Raw genomic sequence first — 17,528 nt, forward strand, 5'->3', positions numbered from 1 at the left:
CCACCGGTGGGAGGGTTCAGGAGGCCCGGCAAGGGACGCCGGCACCGCAGGAGGGCGCCGCGGCGCCGCGTAGCATGAAGGGGTCATGCCCGAGGGAGACTCCGTATTCCAGCTGGCCCGCCGCCTGCAGTTCATGACCGGACGCACGGTCACCGAATCCTCGCTGCGGGTGCCTCGGCACGCCCTGGCGGACTTCACCGGCACCACCTGCCGGCGCGTGTGGCCCTACGGCAAGCACCTGTTCATGCTCTTCGACGACGACGTGCTGCACACCCACCTGAAGATGGAGGGCACCTGGTCCGTGCACCGCGCCGGCGAGCGCTGGCGCAAACCCGGCCACACCGCGCGCGTGGTGCTGCGGCTTGTCGACACCCCGGGCAACCCGGACATCGAGGTCGTCGGCCACTCGCTCGGGCTGGTTGAGGTCTTCCCGGCCCGCGAGTGGTCCGCGCGCATGGGGCACTTGGGCCCCGACGTGCTCGGCGCGGACTGGTCGCGCGGCGGAGCACAGGAGGCGCGCCACCGCCTGCTCGCCCGGCCCGAGAGGCCCGTGGGCACCGCGATCCTGGACCAGAGGAACCTCGCCGGGGTGGGAAATGAGTACCGCGCCGAGATCTGTTTCCTGCTCGGCGTGCACCCGGCCACGCCCGTGCGCGCGGTGGACGTGGACAGACTGCTCGCGCTGACCCACCGGCTCATGCGCGCCAACCGAGACTCGCCGATCCGGGTGACCACCGGCGTGCGCCGGGCGGGGGAGAGCTCCTACGTCTTCGGTCGGGCGGGAAAGCCCTGCCGGCGCTGCGGCACCCCGATCCGCTCCGGCTGGCTCGGCGGGCCGCCGGCACCCGCGGGCGCCCCGGGCGGCGGGCGCCGCGACGAGCGGGGGCGCACGCGCACCCCGGGCGACGCCACGGAGCTCGAGCGCGTGATCTGGTGGTGTCCGCACTGCCAGCTGATGCTCGGCGGCGCCGGCCCCGCTAGCCTGGGGTCATGAAGCTTCTGCTCAACCTGATCTGGTTCTTCCTCGGCGGGCTGTGGTTGGCGATCGGCTACTTCGTCTTCGGCGTCATCGCCTGCATCTTCATCATCACCATCCCTGCCGGCGTGGCCAGCTTCCGCATGGCCAACTACGCCCTGTGGCCCTTCGGTCGCACCGTGGTGCGCGAGACCGGGCGCGTGCGTGCCCTGTCCGGGGTCACCAACGTCATCTGGTTCCTCATCGCCGGGCTGTGGCTGGCGATCGGGCATCTGACCACCGCAGCCGCGCAGGCGATCACCGTCGTCGGCATCCCGCTGGCCATCGCCAACGTCAAGATGATCCCGGTGACCTGCTTCCCCTTCGGCAAGCGCGTCGTCGACAGCGACCACGTCCCGTTCGGCTGGGAGCCGATGGTCCGGATGTGAGCCGGCGGGCCGGGCGCGCCGGGCGAACGTCCCGGGTGCCCGCTCAGCGGCCCATGGACCAGGTGTGCACCGGCTCCTCGGTGGCCTGGTGCTCCAGGTAGAGCCGGAGCATCTCCCGGATCGCCGCGGCGCGCTCGGGGGTGTCCGGCTTGGCACCGCGCGGGCTGAGCGCGTCGAGGGTGCGTACCTGCCAGTGCGCCCCGTTCTGCCGGGTGCGCGCCCGGCCCTCGATGATGCCGAGGTAGTGGTCGATGACGTCGCGGTCCGCGCCCAGGCGCTCCAGGCCGGCGCGGGCCTCCGGGAGCAGGTGCTCGCGCACCAGGTGGGCGACGTCGACGGTGCCCAGCGTGGGCCAGTGCATCCGCGCGGTCAGCCCGTTGCGCGCGGCGTTCATGAAGTTCTCCTCCGCCTGCGGGAAGGTCAGCCGCGACCAGACCGGCCGGTTCTCCTCGGTGAGGTGGTTGACCATGCCGTAGTAGAACGCGGCGTCGGCGATCGTGTCCGCCACGGTCGGCCCGGCGGGCAGGAGCCGATTTTCGACGCGCAGGTGGGCGCGTGGTGACCCGGGCGCGTAGATGGGCCGGTTCCAGCGCCACACGGTGCCGTTGTGCAGGTTGAGGTAGTGCACGGCCGGGGTGTCGCCCTGCATCATCGGGGTGCCGGAGGCCTGGCGGTCCTCGGGCAGCAGCGGTGAGAAGTAGCGCACGTTCTCCTCGAAGAGGTCGAAGACGCTGGTGATCCAGCGCTCGCCGAACCAGACCCGCGGGCGCACCCCCTGCGCCTCGAGCTCCGGGGTGCGGGTGTCGATGGCCTGGCGGAAGACCGGGATGCGGGACTCGGGCCAGACCTTGCGCCCGCAGAACAGCGGGGAGTTCGCGCCCAGGGCGACCTGGACGCCGGCGATGGCCTGCGAGGCGTTCCAGGCGTCGGCGAAGCGGTTCGGCGGGACCTGCAGGTGCAGCTGGACCGACGTGCACGTCGACTCCGGGGCGATGTCCGCGAAGTCGTGGCCGTAGTGCTCCCGGCCGGTGAGATCGATGCGAACCATCTCGCCGCGGCTGGACATGATCGCGTTGTTGAGGCCGCGGAAGCGGTTCTCCGGGGTCATCCAGCCCGGCGACTCGAGGAACTCGGTGGTCAGCGTCGGCAGCGTGCCGATCATCGCGACCTTCGCCCCGGCCTCGGCCGCGGCGTCGCGCACCCGGTCCAGACGGCCCAGCACGCTGCGCTCGAGGTCGCGCAGGCCCTGGCCGGTCAGGTCGACCGGCGGGTTGTTCAGCTCGACGTTGTAGGCGCCGAGCTCCGGCTGGTACTCGTCGTCGAGGTGGGCCAGCACCTCGCGGTTGCAGGTGACCGGGTCCATGTCCTCGTCGACGAGGTTGAGCTCGAGCTCGAGGCCGACGGTGCCGGCGTCCTCGAACTCCGCGTGCTGGAGGTGCCGGTCGAAGATCTCGAGGTCGTGTGCCAGGGCCCGGCGGTACTCGGTGCGCTGGCGGGGAGTGTAGGTGTCTGTGGAGACGGCTTCGCCCATGGGGAAAAGATTAGCCGCGCGCGATCCCCGGGGCGGGGGATTCGCGCGCGGCGCAGATCACGCTTCGCGGATCAGACGGAGCGCCGGCCGGGCCCGTCGGGCCGACGGGTTCACCGGCTCAGCAAGACCGGCTCAGCCTCAGCGGCCTAACCGCGGTGGGTGCGGTACCAGCCGATCAGGGAGTCGGTGGAGGCGTCGCCGGTGTCCGGCTCGACCTCGCCGCTGACGGCCGGGGCCAGGTCGTTGGCCTGCTGCTTGCCCAGCTCCACGCCCCACTGGTCGAAGGAGTTGATGTCCCAGACGGCACCCTCGACGAAGGTGATGTGCTCGTAGAGGGCGATAAGCGCGCCGAGGACGGCCGGGGTTAGCTCCTCGGCCAGGATCGTGGTGGTCGGGCGGTTGCCCGGCATGACCTTGTGCGGCACGATCGCCGGGTCGACGCCCTCGGCGGCGATCTCCTCGGCGGTCTTGCCGAAGGCGAGCACCTTGGTCTGGGCGAAGAAGTTGCCCATCAGCAGATCGTGCATCGAGCCCTCGCCGGTGGCGGTGGGCAGGTCCTCCTTGGGACGGGCGAAGCCGATGAAGTCCGCCGGGATCAGGCGGGTGCCCTGGTGAATCATCTGGTAGAAGGCGTGCTGGCCGTTGGTGCCGGGCTCGCCCCAGAAAATCTCGCCGGTGGAGTAGTTGACGCGCTCGCCGTCGCGGCGGGTCGATTTGCCGTTGGACTCCATGGTCAGCTGCTGCAGGTAGGCCGGGAAGCGGGAGAGGTCCTGCGAGTAGGGCAGCACCGCGTGGGTCTGGGCGCCGTGGAAGTTGGAGTACCAGACGTTGAGCAGGCCCATGAGCACCGGGATGTTCTCCGCGAACTTGGCGGTGCGGAAGTGGACGTCCATCGCGTGGAAGCCCTCGAGGAAGCGCATGAAGTCCATCGGCCCGATCACGCACATCAGGGAAAGCCCGATGGCGGAGTCGACGGAGTAGCGGCCGCCGACCCAGTCCCAGAAGCCGAACATGTTGTCCGTGTCGATGCCGAACTCGGCGACCTTCTCGGCGTTGGTGGACACCGCGACGAAGTGCTTGGCGATCGCGGCCTCCTCGCCGTCGAAGTGCTCGAGCAGCCAGCGCTTGGCGGCGTGCGCGTTGGCCAGGGTCTCCTGGGTGGTGAAGGTCTTCGAGGAGATGATGAACAGCGTCGACTCGGGGTCGAGGCGGTCCAGGGTGGCGGCCATGTCGGCTGGGTCGACGTTGGAGACGAACTCGCCGCTGATGCCCGCGGTGGCGTAGGCGCGCAGCGCTAGGGTGGCCATCTTCGGGCCCAGGTCCGAGCCGCCGATGCCGATGTTGACGACCTTCTTGATGGTGTGGCCGGTGTGGCCGAGCCACTCGCCGGAGCGCAGCTTCGAGGCGAAGTCGCGCATGCGGCCGAGCACCTCGTGCACGTCGGCGGCGACGTCCTGGCCGTCGACCTTCAGCTGCTCCTCGGCGGGCAGGCGCAGGGCGGTGTGCAGCACCGCGCGGTCCTCGGTGTTGTTGATGTGCTCGCCGGAGAACATCGCCTCGACGCGGTCCTTCAGCCCGATCTCCTCGGCCAGGGCGACCAGGGCGTCGCGGGTCTCCTCGTCGAGGAGGTTCTTCGACAGGTCGACGTGCAGCCCGGCGGCGTCGAAGGAGAAGTTCCCGGCCCGGTCGGGATCGGCGGCGAACAGCTCGCGCAGCGTCACCTCCCGGGTCGCCTCGTAGCGGTCCTCGAGGTTCTTCCAGGCGGTGGTGGCCGTGATGTCGGCGGTCATCTGCGCTCCTTATCTGGGAGGTTCGGTGGTACTCCACCACGATAGTTCGGCCCGGCGCCCGGCGCCGCGCACGTGAGCGGGCGCACGGCCGGCCTGCCTGCCCCGCCACACGGCGGCGTGGCGTCCCCGGCACCCGCCCTGGACAGTGGCGGAGGCCACGTCGCCGGGGGCATAGTGGGGTCATGGCCGATAACACCGAGAAGAACACCGAAAACACCTCCGCCGGCACCGCGCAGGCGTCCTCCGTGGACCCGCGGGAGCTGATCGAGAGGACCCCGAAGGGGCTGTTCATCGACGGCGGGTTCGTCGCCGCCGAGGGCGGGGAGACCTTCGAGGTCTTCAACCCGGCCGACGGCTCCGTGCTCACCGAGGTCGCCGCCGGCTCCGAGGCCGACGCCCGCCGCGCGCTCGACTCGATCTGCGCCGCCCAGGACTCCTGGGCCGCGACCGCCCCGCGCGAGCGCTCCGAGATCCTGCGCCGCGCCTTCGAGCTGCTCGGCGAGCGCTCCGAGGAGCTGGCCCTGCTGCAGACCCTCGAGCTGGGCCGCGCGCTGAAGGACTCCGCGGCCGAGGTCGGTTACGGCGCCGAGTTCTTCCGCTGGTTCGCCGAGGAGGCCGTGCGCCCGCGCGGCGAGTACCGCGTCAGCCCCGACGGCAAGTCCCGCATTCTCGTCGCCGAGCAGCCCGTGGGCCCCTGCCTGGCGATCACGCCGTGGAACTTCCCGCTGGCCATGGGCGCGCGCAAGATCGCCCCGGCGCTGGCGGCCGGCTGCACCATGCTGGTCAAGCCGGCGTCCAAGACTCCGTTGACGATGCTCTACCTCGCCCAGGTGCTCAAGGAGGCCGGGCTTCCCGACGGCGTGCTGGCCGTGGTCCCGGCCAAGAAGGCGTCGAACGTCTCCGCGTTGCTTGACGACGCGCGCGTGCGCAAGTTCACGTTCACGGGTTCCACCGCCGTGGGCCAGCAGCTCGCCGCGGAGGCCGCGGGCCACTCCATGAAGGTCTCGCTGGAGCTGGGCGGCAACGCGCCCTACATCGTCGCCGCCGACGCGGACCTCGACACCGCCGCCCAGGCCGTCGCCGTGGCCAAGATGCGCGGCGCCGGCCAGGTCTGCATCGCCGCCAACCGCTTCCTGGTCCACGAGTCCGTGGCCGAGGAGTTCACCGCGAAGGTCGCCGAGCTGATGGGCTCGCTGACGATCGGCCCGGGCAACGGCGCGGGCGTGGACTACGGCCCGCTCTCGGGCACCGACCAGGTCGAGACCGTCTCCGGGCTCGTCGACGACGCCCTGGACAAGGGCGCGCGCCGCATCGTCGGCGGGGAGCTTCCCGAGGGGCTTCCCGAGGGCGGCTACTACTACCCGGCCACCGTGCTGACCGACCTGCCGGCGGACGCGGAGATCCTGCACAATGAGATCTTCGGCCCCGTGGTCGCGGTGGACACCTTCGCCACCGACGACGAGGCCGTCGAGAAGGCCAACTCCACGCCCTTCGGGCTGGCCGCCTACGTCTTCTCGGAGAACCTCACCCACGCCCTGGCGCTGGCCGAGCGCGTCGAGGCCGGCATGGTCGCCCTGAACAAGGGCGGGCTCTCCGACCCGGCCGCCCCCTTCGGCGGGGTCAAGGAATCCGGCCTGGGCCGCGAGGGCGGCTTCCAGGGCATTCACGAGTACCTCGAGGAGAAGTTCATCTCGGTGCCCCGCTAGATCAGCCCCTCCGCTGATCCGGTTCCGCCTGCCCCGGTTCCGCGGCGTAGGCCGCGGAACCTAGCCGAGGCGGCCGCGCCCGAGGCGCAGCAGGATGGCGGCGAGCTCCGGGCCCTCCTCGCCGAGCTCCTCGCGGAACTGGTTGATGATGGCCACCTCGCGGGTGTGCACCAGGCGGGTGCCGCCCGAGCCCATGCGAGCCTTGCCCACCGCCCGGGAAATCTGCGTGCGCCGCTTGACGGCGGCGAGGATCTCCTCGTCGAGCCGGTTGATCTCCGCGCGGTACTCCTGGATCTGAGCGTCCGAGAGCGGATCGTCGGTGCCGGTGGGGGAGAGGTCGGGTGCCGGGGAGTCAGACATGTCCATCATCATGCCACGCCCGCAGGTGAGCGGCCCCTCCGGTCCCGCCCCGGCCACCGGGTAGGTTGGGATCCATCATGGACAACCCGCAGCCGCAGCAGCCCCGAGCCCACGCCGCCGACAACCCCTTCGCCCGCGCCCGCGGGCGCGCCGACGCCCCCGCGCCGACCCGCACGTCCGCGCCGACGCGCACGGACGCGACGTCGGTAAGCGGGGCGGACCTGGTCGAGGGGCTCAACCCCGCCCAGCGCGCCGCCGTGGAGCACGCCGGCGGGCCGCTGCTCATCGTGGCGGGCGCGGGCTCCGGCAAGACCGCCGTGCTCACCCGGCGCATCGCCTACCTGATGCGCGTGCGCGGGGTGAACCCCTGGCAGGTGCTGGCCATCACCTTCACCAACAAGGCGGCCGCCGAGATGCGCGAGCGCGTGGCCGACCTGGTCGGCCCCGTCGCCGAGCGGATGTGGGTGGCCACCTTCCACTCGGTGTGCGTGCGCATCCTGCGCGCCCAGGCGCAGCTGGTCGAGGGGCTGAACTCGAACTTCACCATCTACGACTCGGACGACTCTCGCCGGCTGTTGACCATGATCGCCAAGGACATGCAGCTGGACCTGAAGAAGTTCACCGCGCGCACCCTGGCCAACCAGATCTCGAACCTGAAGAACGAGCTGGTCGACCCCGCCCAGGCCATCGAGGACGCGGGCAACACCCGCAACCCCTTCGAGTCCACCGTCGCCGCCGTCTACGCCGAGTACCAGGCGCGCCTGCACCGGGCCAACGCCGTCGACTTCGACGACCTGATCGGCGAGGTCGTGCGCGTCTTCCGCGAGCACCCCGAGGTCACCGAGTACTACCGGCGCCGCTTCCGCCACGTGCTCATCGACGAGTACCAGGACACCAACCACGCCCAGTACGAGCTCGTCTCCACCCTCGTCGGCCGCGGCGAGGACGCCGGCGAGCTGTGCGTGGTCGGCGACTCCGACCAGTCCATCTACGCCTTCCGCGGGGCGACCATCCGCAACATCGAGGAGTTCGAGCGCGACTTCCCGCAGGCCGAGACGATCCTGCTCGAGCAGAACTACCGCTCCACGCAGACGATCCTGGACGCGGCGAATTCCGTGATCTCGCGCAACGAGCACCGCCGCGAGAAGAAGCTGTGGACCGCGCTCGGCGAGGGCGAGCGGATCACCGGCTACGTCGCCGACAACGAGCACGACGAGGCGCGCTACATCGCCGCCGAGATCGACTCGCTGGCCGAGCGCGGCACCGCCTACTCCGACATCGCCGTGATGTACCGGACCAACAACGCCTCGCGCGCGCTCGAGGACATCTTCATCCGCTCCGGCATCCCCTACAAGGTCGTCGGCGGCACCCGGTTCTACGAGCGCCGCGAGATCCGCGACCTCGTCGCCTACCTGCGCGTGCTGGACAACCCGGACGACACGGTCAGCCTGCGGCGCATCGTCAACACCCCCAAGCGCGGCGTGGGCGACCGGGCGCAGTCCTTCGTCGCCCTGCACGCCGAGAACGCCGAGATCTCCTTCGGCGAGGCGCTGCGCGACGCCGCCGAGGGCAAGATCTCCATGCTCGGCTCGCGCGGGCGCAACGCCATCGGCCGCTTCGTCGAGCTGATGGACGGCCTGCGCGCCGAGGCCGAGCAGCTGGTCGACCCGGACACCGGGCTGCCGGCCATCGGCGACCTGGTCGCCCGCATCCTCGACGCCACCGGATACAAGGCGGAGCTGGAGGCCTCCAACGACCCGCAGGACGGCGCGCGCCTGGACAACCTCAACGAGCTGGTCTCCGTGGCCCGCGAGTTCTCCTCCCAGGCCGCCAACGAGGCCGCCTACCAGGCCATGGACGGCTCGGCCGCCCCGGAGCTCGAGGAGGGCGAGCCCGCCCCGGGCAGCCTGCAGGCCTTCCTCGAACGGGTCTCCCTGGTCGCCGACGCCGACCAGATCCCCGACGACGAGCAGGGCGTGGTCACCCTGATGACGCTGCACACCGCCAAGGGCCTGGAGTTCCCCGTGGTCTTCCTGACCGGCTGGGAGGACGGGCAGTTCCCGCACCTGCGCGCCCTGGGCGACCCGAAGGAGCTCGCCGAGGAGCGCCGCCTGGCCTACGTCGGCATCACCCGTGCCCGCCGCCGCCTCTACATCACCCGCGCGCTGGTGCGCAGCTCCTGGGGCAACCCGATGACCAACCCGCCGAGCCGATTCCTCGGCGAGATCCCCGACGAGCTAATCGACTGGGTGCGCGAGGAGCCCTCCGGCGGCGGCTGGACCGAGCCGTCCTGGGGTTCCTCGGGGCTCGGCTACTACGGCGGTTCGCGCTCCGGTTCCGGCGGCGGCCCGGGCCCGCGGTCCGGGTCGGGTTCCGGCTCCGGTTCGGGCTCGGGTTCCGGCGGGCGCGCGCGGCGCAACCGCGAGCGCCAGCAGTCGATGAAGAACAACCACCTCACCCTGGCGGTGGGCGACCGGGTCAACCACGCCAAGTACGGGCTGGGCACGGTCACCGCGGCCGACGGCAGCGGTCCGCGCGCGACGGTGACCATCGACTTCGGCTCGGCCGGCACGGTGCGCCTGATGCTCATCGGCGGCGTGCCGATGGAGAAGCTGTAGGCAGAGGAGGCGGGGCCGGGGATCGGCCCCCAGATACGAGAAGGCCCCCGTCCCGAAAAGGGGCGGGGGAGAGGCCGGGAGCGGGGCCCGGCGGTGAGACCTGCTTAGAGCGTGATGCCGCGCTCGGCGAGCCAGGGCAGCGGGTCGATCGGGCCGCCGCCGGCGGGGTGCACCTCGAAGTGGAGGTGGGAGCCAGTGGAGAAGCCCTCGGAGCCCATGCCGGCGATCTTGGTGCCGGCGGTGACCTGCTGGCCGACGGTCACGTCGATGGTGGACATGTGGCCGTAGACGGTGATGGTGCCGTCCTCGTGCTTGATGCGCACCCAGTTGCCGAAGCCGGAGGCCGGGCCCGCGTCGATGACGACGCCGTCCATGGCGGCCACGATCGGGGTGCCCAGGGCGTTGGCGATGTCCACGCCGTTGTGGACGGTGCCCCAGCGCGCGCCGAAGCCGGAGGTGAAGGAGCCCACGGCGGGCTTGATGATCTGCGGCATGCGCGCGGCGGCGTCGGCGGCCATGCGCTCGTCGTTGAAGGCGACGGCCTTGCCCAGCTGGTCCTGGATGTCGGAGGCCGGCTTGAACTCGGAGATGTTGAGGATCTGCGGGGCAGCCTCGGCGGCGGTCGCGTCGTCGATGGTGGCCGCGTCGGCGGCCAGCTCATAGGAGTGCGCGTCCTGCTCGGCCGGGTTCTGCATCGTCGCGGCGGCCGCACCGCCGATGCCGGCGGTGGAGACCGTGCCGGCGGTGGCGGCGACGAGCGCGATACGACCCCTGGTCGTCTGGGCCGAGGTGATCTTGCGGTGCCTACCCAACGTTCCTACTTCCGTCTCACGTTCTTTCCGACTGCAGGCCTGGAATGTATCACATTCCGTGACCGCGTCGTGACCTTCTCGTTATCTACGCCGGATAACAATAGCGTCTCGATTTGAGGGGGGCAAGCCCGCTCGGGGGCGTGTGCGGAGAAGACCTATCGCACGCACTTCGGGGAATGTTACAGGACGGTGACCGGAACTGTCCCGGACCACCGGAGAAACCGTGGTGAACGCCTCGCGCGGGCGCGCGCCGCCGTGTGCGCCGGCTTGGCGGCAACTGCGGGACCGCGAACGCCTCGCGCGGGCGCGCGCCGCCGCCACGGGGGCGCCCGGGCGTGGCACAGTAAAGGAGATGAATCGTCAGTCCAACCGCACGCCGCGCACCGCCGCCGGCCCCTGGGGTGCCCGGGGCGGCCGCGACGTGCGCGCCACAGCCCGTTCCGGCCGCACCGGCCGGGGTCGCCAGCGGCCCCGGCGCCGTCCGCGCACCCAACCCGTGCAGGAGGGGCGCCCGCCGCGCTCGGCGGAACGGGTGGGCACGCGTGCCGACGTCGCGACGGACACCGCCCGCACCGTCAGCGAGCGCTCCTGGCGCCTGCCGGTGCGCCTGCGTCGCAAGCTGCCGACGGCGATCCTGCCGCACATCGTGGCGGTGCTGCTGATCGTCGTGATCGCCGCGGTCACCCTGCTGGTGACCTCGACGCCGCTCTCGGCCCTGCCGGCGAGCGTGGGCAGCGCCTGGCTGGTGCTCAACGCCGCGCCGATCTCGCTTGACGGGGTGGCCCTCGGCGTGGTGCCGCTGGTGCCGGCGATCCTCTTCGCGTGGGTGATCTCGCGCAGGGTGCACCGCGCGGTGAAAGACCGCGTGAGCCTGGCGGACCTGGGCGTGCTCACCGCCGGGGTGGTCGGGCTGCCGCTCGGGCTCACCCTGATCGCGCTGTTCATGGTCTACGACGCCGCCTCCGTCTACCCGGTCGACCTGCCCCCGGTGGGCCACGCCGTGCTCGCCACGGTGCTCGTCCACCTCGGCGCTCTGGTCACCGGCATGCGCGCCCGCCTGTGGCGGGCGCTGGCGCACCGCTTCGGCTCCCCGGACTGGCTTGTCGACGCCGCGCGCACCGCGGCGCAGTTCCTCGGCCTCACCGCGGGCGCGGGGCTCGTGGCCTGGCTGCTGGGCCTGGCCCTGCACGGCGGCGAGGTCGCCGAGATCTTCGCCTCCGCGCACGGCGTCGGCGAGGCGCTGCTGATCGTGCTGATCACCCTGCTGTACCTGCCCAACGCGGTCATCTCCGCCGGCGCGGTGCTGCTCGGCTCCGAGGTGCACGCGGGCGCGGCCTCGGTCTCGCTGTTCTCGGTGCACCTGGTGCCGCTGCCGCCGCTGCCGGTCTTCTCCGCGGTGCCCGCCGAGATGCCCGCCTGGGCGATGGTCTTCCTGCTGCTGCCGGCCCTGGCCGGTGCGTGGCTGGCCTACCGGCGTCTGCCCGACTGGCGTGAGGCGCTCGCCGGGGCCGCCTTCGCCGGGGTCTTCGCGTGGGCGGCCTGCTACCTCGCCGGCGGCGAGATGGGCGTCTACGGTCCCACGGGCCCGATGGCCTGGCTGGCAGGTCTGCTCGCCGCCGTGTGGCTCGGCGTGGTCGGGCTCGTGGCCGCGGGCCTGGCCGAGATCCGGCGCCGCGGCCTGGCCGACACGCTCTCCGCGGACGCTCTCGCCGCCGACGGGCGCGCGGCGCAGGATGAAGAGGACGGGGACGAGGACGCGGAGCCGGTCGACGGTGAGGTCGTCGACGAGGCCGATGATGACACCGACGCCGAGGCCGATGAGCTCGAGGACGTCGAGGCCGACACCGACGCGGACGACGCCGACCCGGACGGGGACACCGCCACCGACACCGACGCCGCCCCGCGCGGCGAGGCCGTCCCGGTCAGTGAGCTCCTCGACTCCGACGCCGACGCCGACTCCGAAACCGGCGCCGACGCCGAGTCCACCCCGGACACCGCGCCCGCCGAACCCACCGAACCTGCCGAGCCCGATTTCGAGGGCTTCTACGAGGACTTCCAGGAGGACACTCCCGTCGACTCCGACGGCGCGGACGCGGGCGAGGACCCGCAGTCCCCGCAGCCGCGCGACTGAGCGCCTGACCCGGCCGGGGGAGGGGACAGGCCGACGCGCTAGGCTGTGAGCCGTGACATTCAGGGATCCGCTGAACATCGTCGTACTCGTCTCCGGAACCGGCACGCTGCTGCAGTCGCTGATCGACCACCAGGGCGCCGCCTACCGGATCGTCCGCGTCGTCGCGGACAAGGACTGCCCCGCGCTTCAGCGCGCCGGGCGTGCGGGGATCGAGGCCCTGACCGTCCCGCTCGAGGGGGACCGGGACGCCTGGAACGTCCGGCTCGCAGACACCGTCGAGGCCGCCGCGCCCGACTACGTGGTCTCCGCCGGATTCATGAAGATCCTCGGTGCGCCCTTCCTCGACCGCTTCGGCGGGCGCACCGTCAACACCCACCCCGCGCTGCTGCCCTCCTTCCCGGGCGCCCACGCCGTGCGCGACGCGCTGGCCTACGGGGTGAAGGTGACCGGATCGACCGTGCACTTCGTCGACGCCGGTGTGGACACCGGCCCGATCATCGCCCAGAAGCCCGTCGAAGTCGTCGACGGGGAGGACGAGGCCGAGCTGCACGAGCGCATCAAGAAGGTCGAGCGCCGCCTCATCGTCTCCGTCCTCGAGGGCTTCCACCGCGCCGGGGCCAGCCCCGACTGACCCGCGTGAGCGAGACGACCCCCACCCGAACGACCCAAGGAAGTGTCTGCCCCATGACCGAAGACCGCAAGCCCATCAAGCGCGCACTGATCAGCGTCTACGAGAAGACCGGCCTGGAGGACCTCGCCCGCGGCTTGGCCGAGGCCGGCGTCGAGATCGTCTCGACCGGCTCGACCGCCGCCCGCATCGCCGACGCCGGTGTGGACGTCACCCGCGTCGAGGAGCTCACCGGCTTCCCCGAGTGCCTCGAGGGCCGCGTGAAGACCCTGCACCCGAAGGTGCACGCCGGCATCCTCGCCGACACCCGCAAGCCGGAGCACCTCGCCCAGCTCGAGGAGCTCGGCGTCGAGGCCTTCCAGCTCGTGGTGGTCAACCTCTACCCGTTCGCCGAGACCGTCGCCTCGGGCGCCGGCTTCGACGACTGCGTCGAGAAGATCGACATCGGAGGCCCGTCCATGGTGCGCGCCGCCGCGAAGAACCACCCGTCGGTGGCCGTGGTCGTCGATCCGGCCCGCTACGGCGACGCCGTCGAGGCCGCCAAGGCCGGCGGCTTCACCCTCGCCGAGCGCACGGAGCTGGCCGCCGCGGCCTTCCGCCACACCGCCGAGTACGACGTCGCCGTCGCCGGCTGGCTGTCCGAGCAGACCCGCGGCGAGGACCAGGCCTTCCCGGGCTGGCGCGGCCAGGCCCACGAGCTGGTCCGCGAGCTGCGCTACGGCGAGAACCCGCACCAGGCCGCCGCGCTCTACCGCGACCCGGCCGGCGGCGGGCTGGCCGGCGCGAAGCAGTACCACGGCAAGGAGATGAGCTACAACAACTACCAGGACGCCGACGCCGCGTGGCGCGCGGCCTGGGACCACGAGGACGCCTGCGTGGCGGTGATCAAGCACGCCAACCCGTGCGGCATCGCCATCTCGGACGTCTCCATCGCAGACGCCCACAAGAAGGCCCACGCCTGCGACCCGATGAGCGCCTACGGCGGAGTCATCGCCGCCAACCGCACGGTCACCCTCGAAATGGCCGAGCAGGTCAAGCCAGTCTTCACCGAGGTCATCGTCGCCCCCGGCTACGAGCCGGAGGCCCGCGAGCTGCTCGAGACCAAGAAGAACCTGCGCATCATCGAGGCCGAGGCGCCCGAGCGCGCCGGCTTCGAGGTCAAGCAGATCTCCGGCGGCGCGCTCGTCCAGGAGCGCGACATCCTGCACGCCGACGGCGACGACCCGGCCAACTGGACCCTGGCCGCAGGCGAGCCCGCCGACGAGGCGACCCTGAAGGACCTCGCCTTCGCCTGGCACGCCGTGCGCGCGGTGAAGTCCAACGCCATCCTGCTGGCCCACGACGGTGCGACCGTCGGCGCCGGCATGGGCCAGGTCAACCGCGTCGACTCGGCCAAGCTTGCCGTCGAGCGCGCCAACACCCTCGGCGGCGAGGGCAACGAGCGCGCCCGCGGCTCCGTCGGCGCCTCGGACGCCTTCTTCCCGTTCGCGGACGGCTTCGAGGTGCTGGCCAACGCCGGTGTGAAGGCCGTCGTCCAGCCGGGCGGCTCGATCCGTGACGATGAGGTCATCGCCGCGGCCGAGAAGGCCGGCGTGACGATGTACCTGACCGGCGCGCGCCACTTCGCGCACTAGCGCGCCAGCCGCCGGCGCTAGTCGCCGGCGAACCCCTTCAGGAGGGCCACGGTGCGGGGACCGCGGCCCTCCGGCAGCTCGGTGTGCAGCACGTCGAGCGCCGCGTCGGCGAGCGTGACCGCGATCTGCGGAAGCTCGTCGGCCCCGGCGTCGGCGGCGGGGGTGCCCGTGTTGTCGCGCATCTCGATCGCGCTCATCGCCAGGTGGAAGGGGAGCGTCAGGCGGGGGTCGTCCTCGCCGACCAGCTCGGCGGCCAGCGTCCGGAAGGACTCCGCCAGCTCCGCGCGCTGGGCGTGGTACTCGGCGAACTCCTCGGAGGCGGCCACGGGCAGCTGGTAGAGCCGCCCGACGTTCCACCGGGTGACCAGGAGCAGCCGCGCCTCGGCGGCCACCATCGCCCACAGCCGCAGCGGCGCGGGCTCGTCGGTGGCGGCCAGCTGCTCGGCCAGCTTCACCGAGGGCTCGATCGTGGACTTCAAGAGTGTCAGGAAGATCTCGGTCTTCGACGGGAAGTGGTAGTACAGCGAGGCCTGCCGGATGCCGACGGCGTCGGCGATCTGGTGGGTCGAGGTGGTGGCGAAGCCCTGGCGGGTGAACAGCTCACTGGCCGCGTCGAGGATCTCCTCGCGCGCCGTCGCTCCCCGGCGCCGCGGGCTCTGCTTGCGGGGGCGTCCCACCTGTCCTGCCACGCTCTTCTACCTCCTGATCGTCTTTTCGGACGTCGTCCATGCTACCCACCCGGGCGGCGGGGTCACGCGGGCGCCGCGGGGTCGCCCGCCGGGTCGCCGGCCTTGCCCTCCACGCGGGCGGCCACGGCGTCGATGACGGTCGCCAGCCCGCGCGCGGAGGCGCCGTAGGCGCTGCGCTGCACCGCGGAGAGGTCCTCGGCGGGCACCGGGCGGGTGCTCACGCGCTCGTCCCAGCGACGCAGCCGGATGCGTACGCCCGTGCGCCAGGCCAGCTCGAGCTCCTCGGCCTCGGCGGGGGAGAGCACGCCACGGTCGGCGGCCACGGCCAGCCGACCCGAGGTCGTCATCGAGGGTGTGCCCGCGCTGTTGGCGGCCCAGCGGGCCACAGCGGCCACCGGCTCGACCAGGTCCCGCTCCACGTCCACGGTCACGGAGCGGTCCGGCAGTCCGTCGCGCACGCGCAGGCCCACCGGGCGGGCGGCCTCGAAGCAGGCCGCCAGCGGCGCCCAGGAGCGCTCGTCGAGCGTCTCACCCTCCGCGAGCGCGGAGTCGGCGGCGTCGGCCACCGTGGCCATGTCCGCCTGCTCCAGCGCGGCCTCGAGACGGGCGGCACGCTTGGCCTCCGTCACTGGCTCCCCGCCGGCCTCGGCCGGCACCTCGGCGTCGGCGAAGAGCGCCACCACGCGCCCCACCGCTTCCTTCGCGCCCGCGCCGGCCGACGCGGCGTCGTCAAGCACGGCGGCGAAGCGCAGCGGGCTGTCGGGCAGCACCTCACGGCGCGCGAGCGCGCCCAGCGGAACCAGCCGCACGGCGCCGGCGATCTCAGCCACGGCGGGGGAGGCCAGCACCGCCGCGAGCACCCGTGAGTACCAGTGCACCAGCTCGGACTCGTCGTCGGAGTGGGCCAGGGCGTTGCGCAGAAGCTCGTGGGACTCGGCGAGGACGCCGCGGGCCTGGGCGGCCGATCGGCAGTCGGGCGCGGCCTCCTCGAGGGCCCGCAGGGAAGCGTGCAGCATGAGTGTCTCTCTCACCATCCTGAAGAGGCGGTTTCGGTACCCCACGGAGCCTAGACGAAAAACCGCCCGCCCGGTTCCTCGTGGGAAACCGGGCGGGCGGTCATGGCCGTCACCGACGCGGGGTGAAACCAGCGGGATCAGGCCGCTGTTGCGTCCTAAGCGTCAGACGTCCTCAGTGCTGGTTTAGCGGCTGGTGAACGGCAGGAGCGCCATCTCGCGCGCGTTCTTCACGGCGGCGGCGACCTCGCGCTGCTGCTTCGGGGTCAGGCCCGTGACGCGGCGCGAACGGATCTTGTGACGGTCGGAGATGAACTGACGAAGAGTCGTCGTGTCCTTGTAGTCGACCTTCTCGATGCCCGCTGCCTTGAGCGGGTTCTTCTTGTTGCGGCGGCTGTGCTCGATGCGGCCGCGCTTGGCGTTGTTACGCTTCATGCTTTCTCAGAACTCCCTCTCACCAGCTCGACTTACGGACACCGGGCAGCTCGCCACGGTGGGCCATGTTGCGCATGCGGACACGCGACAGACCGAAGCGGCGGAGGTAGCCGCGCGGACGGCCGTCGTGGGAGTCGCGGTTGCGCACGCGCACCGGGGAGGCGTCACGCGGCTGGCGGTTCAGTTCGAACTGTGCCTCGAGACGGTCCTCGTCGGGGGTGTTCGGGTTCTTGATGATCTTCTTGAGCTCGGCGCGGCGCTCCGCGTAGCGGGCGACGATTTCCTTGCGCTGCTCGTTCTTGGCGATCTTGGACTTCTTGGCCATGAATTATCGCTCCTCGCGGAACTCGACGTGCTTGCGGACGACCGGGTCGTACTTCTTGATCGTGATGCGATCCGGGTTGTTGCGCTTGTTCTTCCGGGTCACGTAGGTGTAACCGGTGCCCGCGGTCGACTTCAGCTTGATGATCGGGCGGATGTCGTTGCGTGCCATTGGTTAAATCTTCTCCCCACGTGCTCGGATCTTCGCGACAACGGACTCGATGCCGTCGCGGTCGATGATCTTCAGGCCCTTGGTGGAAACGTTCAGGGTGATGGTCCGGCCCTCGGAGGGCAGGTAGAACCGCCGGCGCTGGACGTTGGGGTTCCAACGGCGCGAGGTGCGGCGGTGCGAGTGCGAGACTTGCTTGCCGAACTGCGGCTTGCGTCCCGTGACCTGGCAAATAGCCGACATGGTTGGGTCTTTCTCCTAGCCGCCCACGTCCGCTCCACGGCTGC

The 17,528-nt window shown here is 71.6% G+C and carries 17 protein-coding genes; 7 read left to right on the top strand and 10 right to left on the bottom strand.

Translation table 11 applies throughout. The features are described from left to right. Positions 1-85 precede the first annotated feature (85 nt). On the top strand, positions 86-994 hold the full coding sequence (locus QQA02_RS07240; protein WP_284863865.1) for a DNA-formamidopyrimidine glycosylase family protein: 909 nt from the start codon (positions 86-88) through the stop codon (positions 992-994). Next, a complete protein-coding gene (locus QQA02_RS07245; RefSeq protein ID WP_284774942.1) occupies positions 991-1,404 on the top strand; it encodes a YccF domain-containing protein in 414 nt (137 codons plus the stop codon). Before QQA02_RS07240 ends, QQA02_RS07245 begins: the two co-directional genes overlap by 4 nt. 43 nt (positions 1,405-1,447) lie before the next feature. Here the strand turns inward: QQA02_RS07245 and QQA02_RS07250 are convergent, their stop codons facing one another. After that, complete coding sequence (locus QQA02_RS07250; protein ID WP_284863867.1) at positions 1,448-2,935, bottom strand: glutamate-cysteine ligase family protein; 1,488 nt, start codon at positions 2,933-2,935, stop codon at positions 1,448-1,450. 146 nt (positions 2,936-3,081) lie between these two features. Further along, positions 3,082-4,725, bottom strand: a complete 1,644-nt coding sequence (pgi, locus tag QQA02_RS07255) for a glucose-6-phosphate isomerase (RefSeq protein WP_284863869.1) — start codon at positions 4,723-4,725, stop codon at positions 3,082-3,084. Between the two features lie 182 nt (positions 4,726-4,907). On the opposite strand from pgi, the gene QQA02_RS07260 reads away from it, so the two are divergent. Next, complete coding sequence (locus tag QQA02_RS07260; protein ID WP_284863871.1) at positions 4,908-6,431, top strand: NAD-dependent succinate-semialdehyde dehydrogenase; 1,524 nt, start codon at positions 4,908-4,910, stop codon at positions 6,429-6,431. Between the two features lie 60 nt (positions 6,432-6,491). Here the strand turns inward: QQA02_RS07260 and QQA02_RS07265 are convergent, their stop codons facing one another. Beyond that, positions 6,492-6,791 (bottom strand): chorismate mutase, encoded by a 300-nt coding sequence (locus QQA02_RS07265; RefSeq protein ID WP_284863873.1) that lies wholly within the window; start codon positions 6,789-6,791, stop codon positions 6,492-6,494. Between the two features lie 77 nt (positions 6,792-6,868). On the opposite strand from QQA02_RS07265, the gene pcrA reads away from it, so the two are divergent. Next, positions 6,869-9,409, top strand: a complete 2,541-nt coding sequence (pcrA, locus tag QQA02_RS07270; protein WP_284863875.1) for a DNA helicase PcrA — start codon at positions 6,869-6,871, stop codon at positions 9,407-9,409. A 104-nt stretch (positions 9,410-9,513) separates the two neighbouring features. Here the strand turns inward: pcrA and QQA02_RS07275 are convergent, their stop codons facing one another. After that, positions 9,514-10,221 carry a M23 family metallopeptidase gene (locus QQA02_RS07275; protein WP_284863876.1) on the bottom strand — a complete coding sequence of 236 codons (708 nt, stop codon included), beginning with the start codon at positions 10,219-10,221 and terminating at the stop codon, positions 9,514-9,516. Positions 10,222-10,573: 352 nt separating this feature from the next. Between QQA02_RS07275 and QQA02_RS07280 the strand changes: the two genes are divergently transcribed. The 3 genes from QQA02_RS07280 to purH are packed head-to-tail and all read left to right on the top strand — an operon-like array spanning position 10,574 to position 14,614. Then, positions 10,574-12,352 carry a cell division protein PerM gene (locus QQA02_RS07280; protein WP_284863878.1) on the top strand — a complete coding sequence of 593 codons (1,779 nt, stop codon included), beginning with the start codon at positions 10,574-10,576 and terminating at the stop codon, positions 12,350-12,352. Between the two features lie 52 nt (positions 12,353-12,404). Further along, positions 12,405-12,983, top strand: a complete 579-nt coding sequence (gene purN, locus QQA02_RS07285; protein ID WP_284863880.1) for a phosphoribosylglycinamide formyltransferase — start codon at positions 12,405-12,407, stop codon at positions 12,981-12,983. Between the two features lie 53 nt (positions 12,984-13,036). After that, complete coding sequence (gene purH, locus QQA02_RS07290; protein WP_284774926.1) at positions 13,037-14,614, top strand: bifunctional phosphoribosylaminoimidazolecarboxamide formyltransferase/IMP cyclohydrolase; 1,578 nt, start codon at positions 13,037-13,039, stop codon at positions 14,612-14,614. A gap of 17 nt (positions 14,615-14,631) precedes the next feature. Here the strand turns inward: purH and QQA02_RS07295 are convergent, their stop codons facing one another. The 6 genes from QQA02_RS07295 to rpmB form a co-directional block, all read right to left on the bottom strand. Further along, a complete protein-coding gene (locus tag QQA02_RS07295) occupies positions 14,632-15,303 on the bottom strand; it encodes a TetR/AcrR family transcriptional regulator (RefSeq protein ID WP_284863882.1) in 672 nt (223 codons plus the stop codon). Positions 15,304-15,365: 62 nt separating this feature from the next. After that, positions 15,366-16,319: a putative nucleotidyltransferase substrate binding domain-containing protein gene (locus QQA02_RS07300; protein ID WP_284863884.1), complete on the bottom strand. Its 954-nt coding sequence runs from the start codon at positions 16,317-16,319 to the stop codon at positions 15,366-15,368. Between the two features lie 183 nt (positions 16,320-16,502). After that, positions 16,503-16,751 carry a 30S ribosomal protein S18 gene (rpsR, locus tag QQA02_RS07305; protein ID WP_284774923.1) on the bottom strand — a complete coding sequence of 83 codons (249 nt, stop codon included), beginning with the start codon at positions 16,749-16,751 and terminating at the stop codon, positions 16,503-16,505. 19 nt (positions 16,752-16,770) lie between these two features. Continuing rightward, positions 16,771-17,076: a 30S ribosomal protein S14 gene (rpsN, locus tag QQA02_RS07310; RefSeq protein ID WP_075663478.1), complete on the bottom strand. Its 306-nt coding sequence runs from the start codon at positions 17,074-17,076 to the stop codon at positions 16,771-16,773. A 3-nt stretch (positions 17,077-17,079) separates the two neighbouring features. Next, a complete protein-coding gene (rpmG, locus tag QQA02_RS07315; RefSeq protein ID WP_075663479.1) occupies positions 17,080-17,244 on the bottom strand; it encodes a 50S ribosomal protein L33 in 165 nt (54 codons plus the stop codon). Between the two features lie 3 nt (positions 17,245-17,247). Then, entirely contained in the window at positions 17,248-17,484 is a 237-nt protein-coding gene (gene rpmB / locus QQA02_RS07320) for a 50S ribosomal protein L28 (protein ID WP_075663480.1), read from the bottom strand. Positions 17,485-17,528: the final 44 nt, after the last annotated feature.

This window comes from Corynebacterium sp. MSK006 (assembly GCF_030232385.1).
Taxonomy (GTDB): Bacteria; Actinomycetota; Actinomycetes; order Mycobacteriales; family Mycobacteriaceae; genus Corynebacterium; species Corynebacterium frankenforstense_A.

Coding starts and splice junctions, on each gene's coding strand:
- rpmB (WP_075663480.1), bottom strand. CDS start 17,484: ATGTCGGCTATTTGCCAGGTCACGGGACGCAAGCCGCAGTTCGGCAAG.
- QQA02_RS07280 (WP_284863878.1), top strand. CDS start 10,574: ATGAATCGTCAGTCCAACCGCACGCCGCGCACCGCCGCCGGCCCCTGG.
- QQA02_RS07240 (WP_284863865.1), top strand. CDS start 86: ATGCCCGAGGGAGACTCCGTATTCCAGCTGGCCCGCCGCCTGCAGTTC.
- QQA02_RS07260 (WP_284863871.1), top strand. CDS start 4,908: ATGGCCGATAACACCGAGAAGAACACCGAAAACACCTCCGCCGGCACC.
- rpsR (WP_284774923.1), bottom strand. CDS start 16,751: ATGAAGCGTAACAACGCCAAGCGCGGCCGCATCGAGCACAGCCGCCGC.
- QQA02_RS07300 (WP_284863884.1), bottom strand. CDS start 16,319: ATGCTGCACGCTTCCCTGCGGGCCCTCGAGGAGGCCGCGCCCGACTGC.
- purH (WP_284774926.1), top strand. CDS start 13,037: ATGACCGAAGACCGCAAGCCCATCAAGCGCGCACTGATCAGCGTCTAC.
- QQA02_RS07245 (WP_284774942.1), top strand. CDS start 991: ATGAAGCTTCTGCTCAACCTGATCTGGTTCTTCCTCGGCGGGCTGTGG.
- pcrA (WP_284863875.1), top strand. CDS start 6,869: ATGGACAACCCGCAGCCGCAGCAGCCCCGAGCCCACGCCGCCGACAAC.
- pgi (WP_284863869.1), bottom strand. CDS start 4,725: ATGACCGCCGACATCACGGCCACCACCGCCTGGAAGAACCTCGAGGAC.
- rpsN (WP_075663478.1), bottom strand. CDS start 17,076: ATGGCCAAGAAGTCCAAGATCGCCAAGAACGAGCAGCGCAAGGAAATC.
- rpmG (WP_075663479.1), bottom strand. CDS start 17,244: ATGGCACGCAACGACATCCGCCCGATCATCAAGCTGAAGTCGACCGCG.
- QQA02_RS07250 (WP_284863867.1), bottom strand. CDS start 2,935: ATGGGCGAAGCCGTCTCCACAGACACCTACACTCCCCGCCAGCGCACC.
- QQA02_RS07265 (WP_284863873.1), bottom strand. CDS start 6,791: ATGTCTGACTCCCCGGCACCCGACCTCTCCCCCACCGGCACCGACGAT.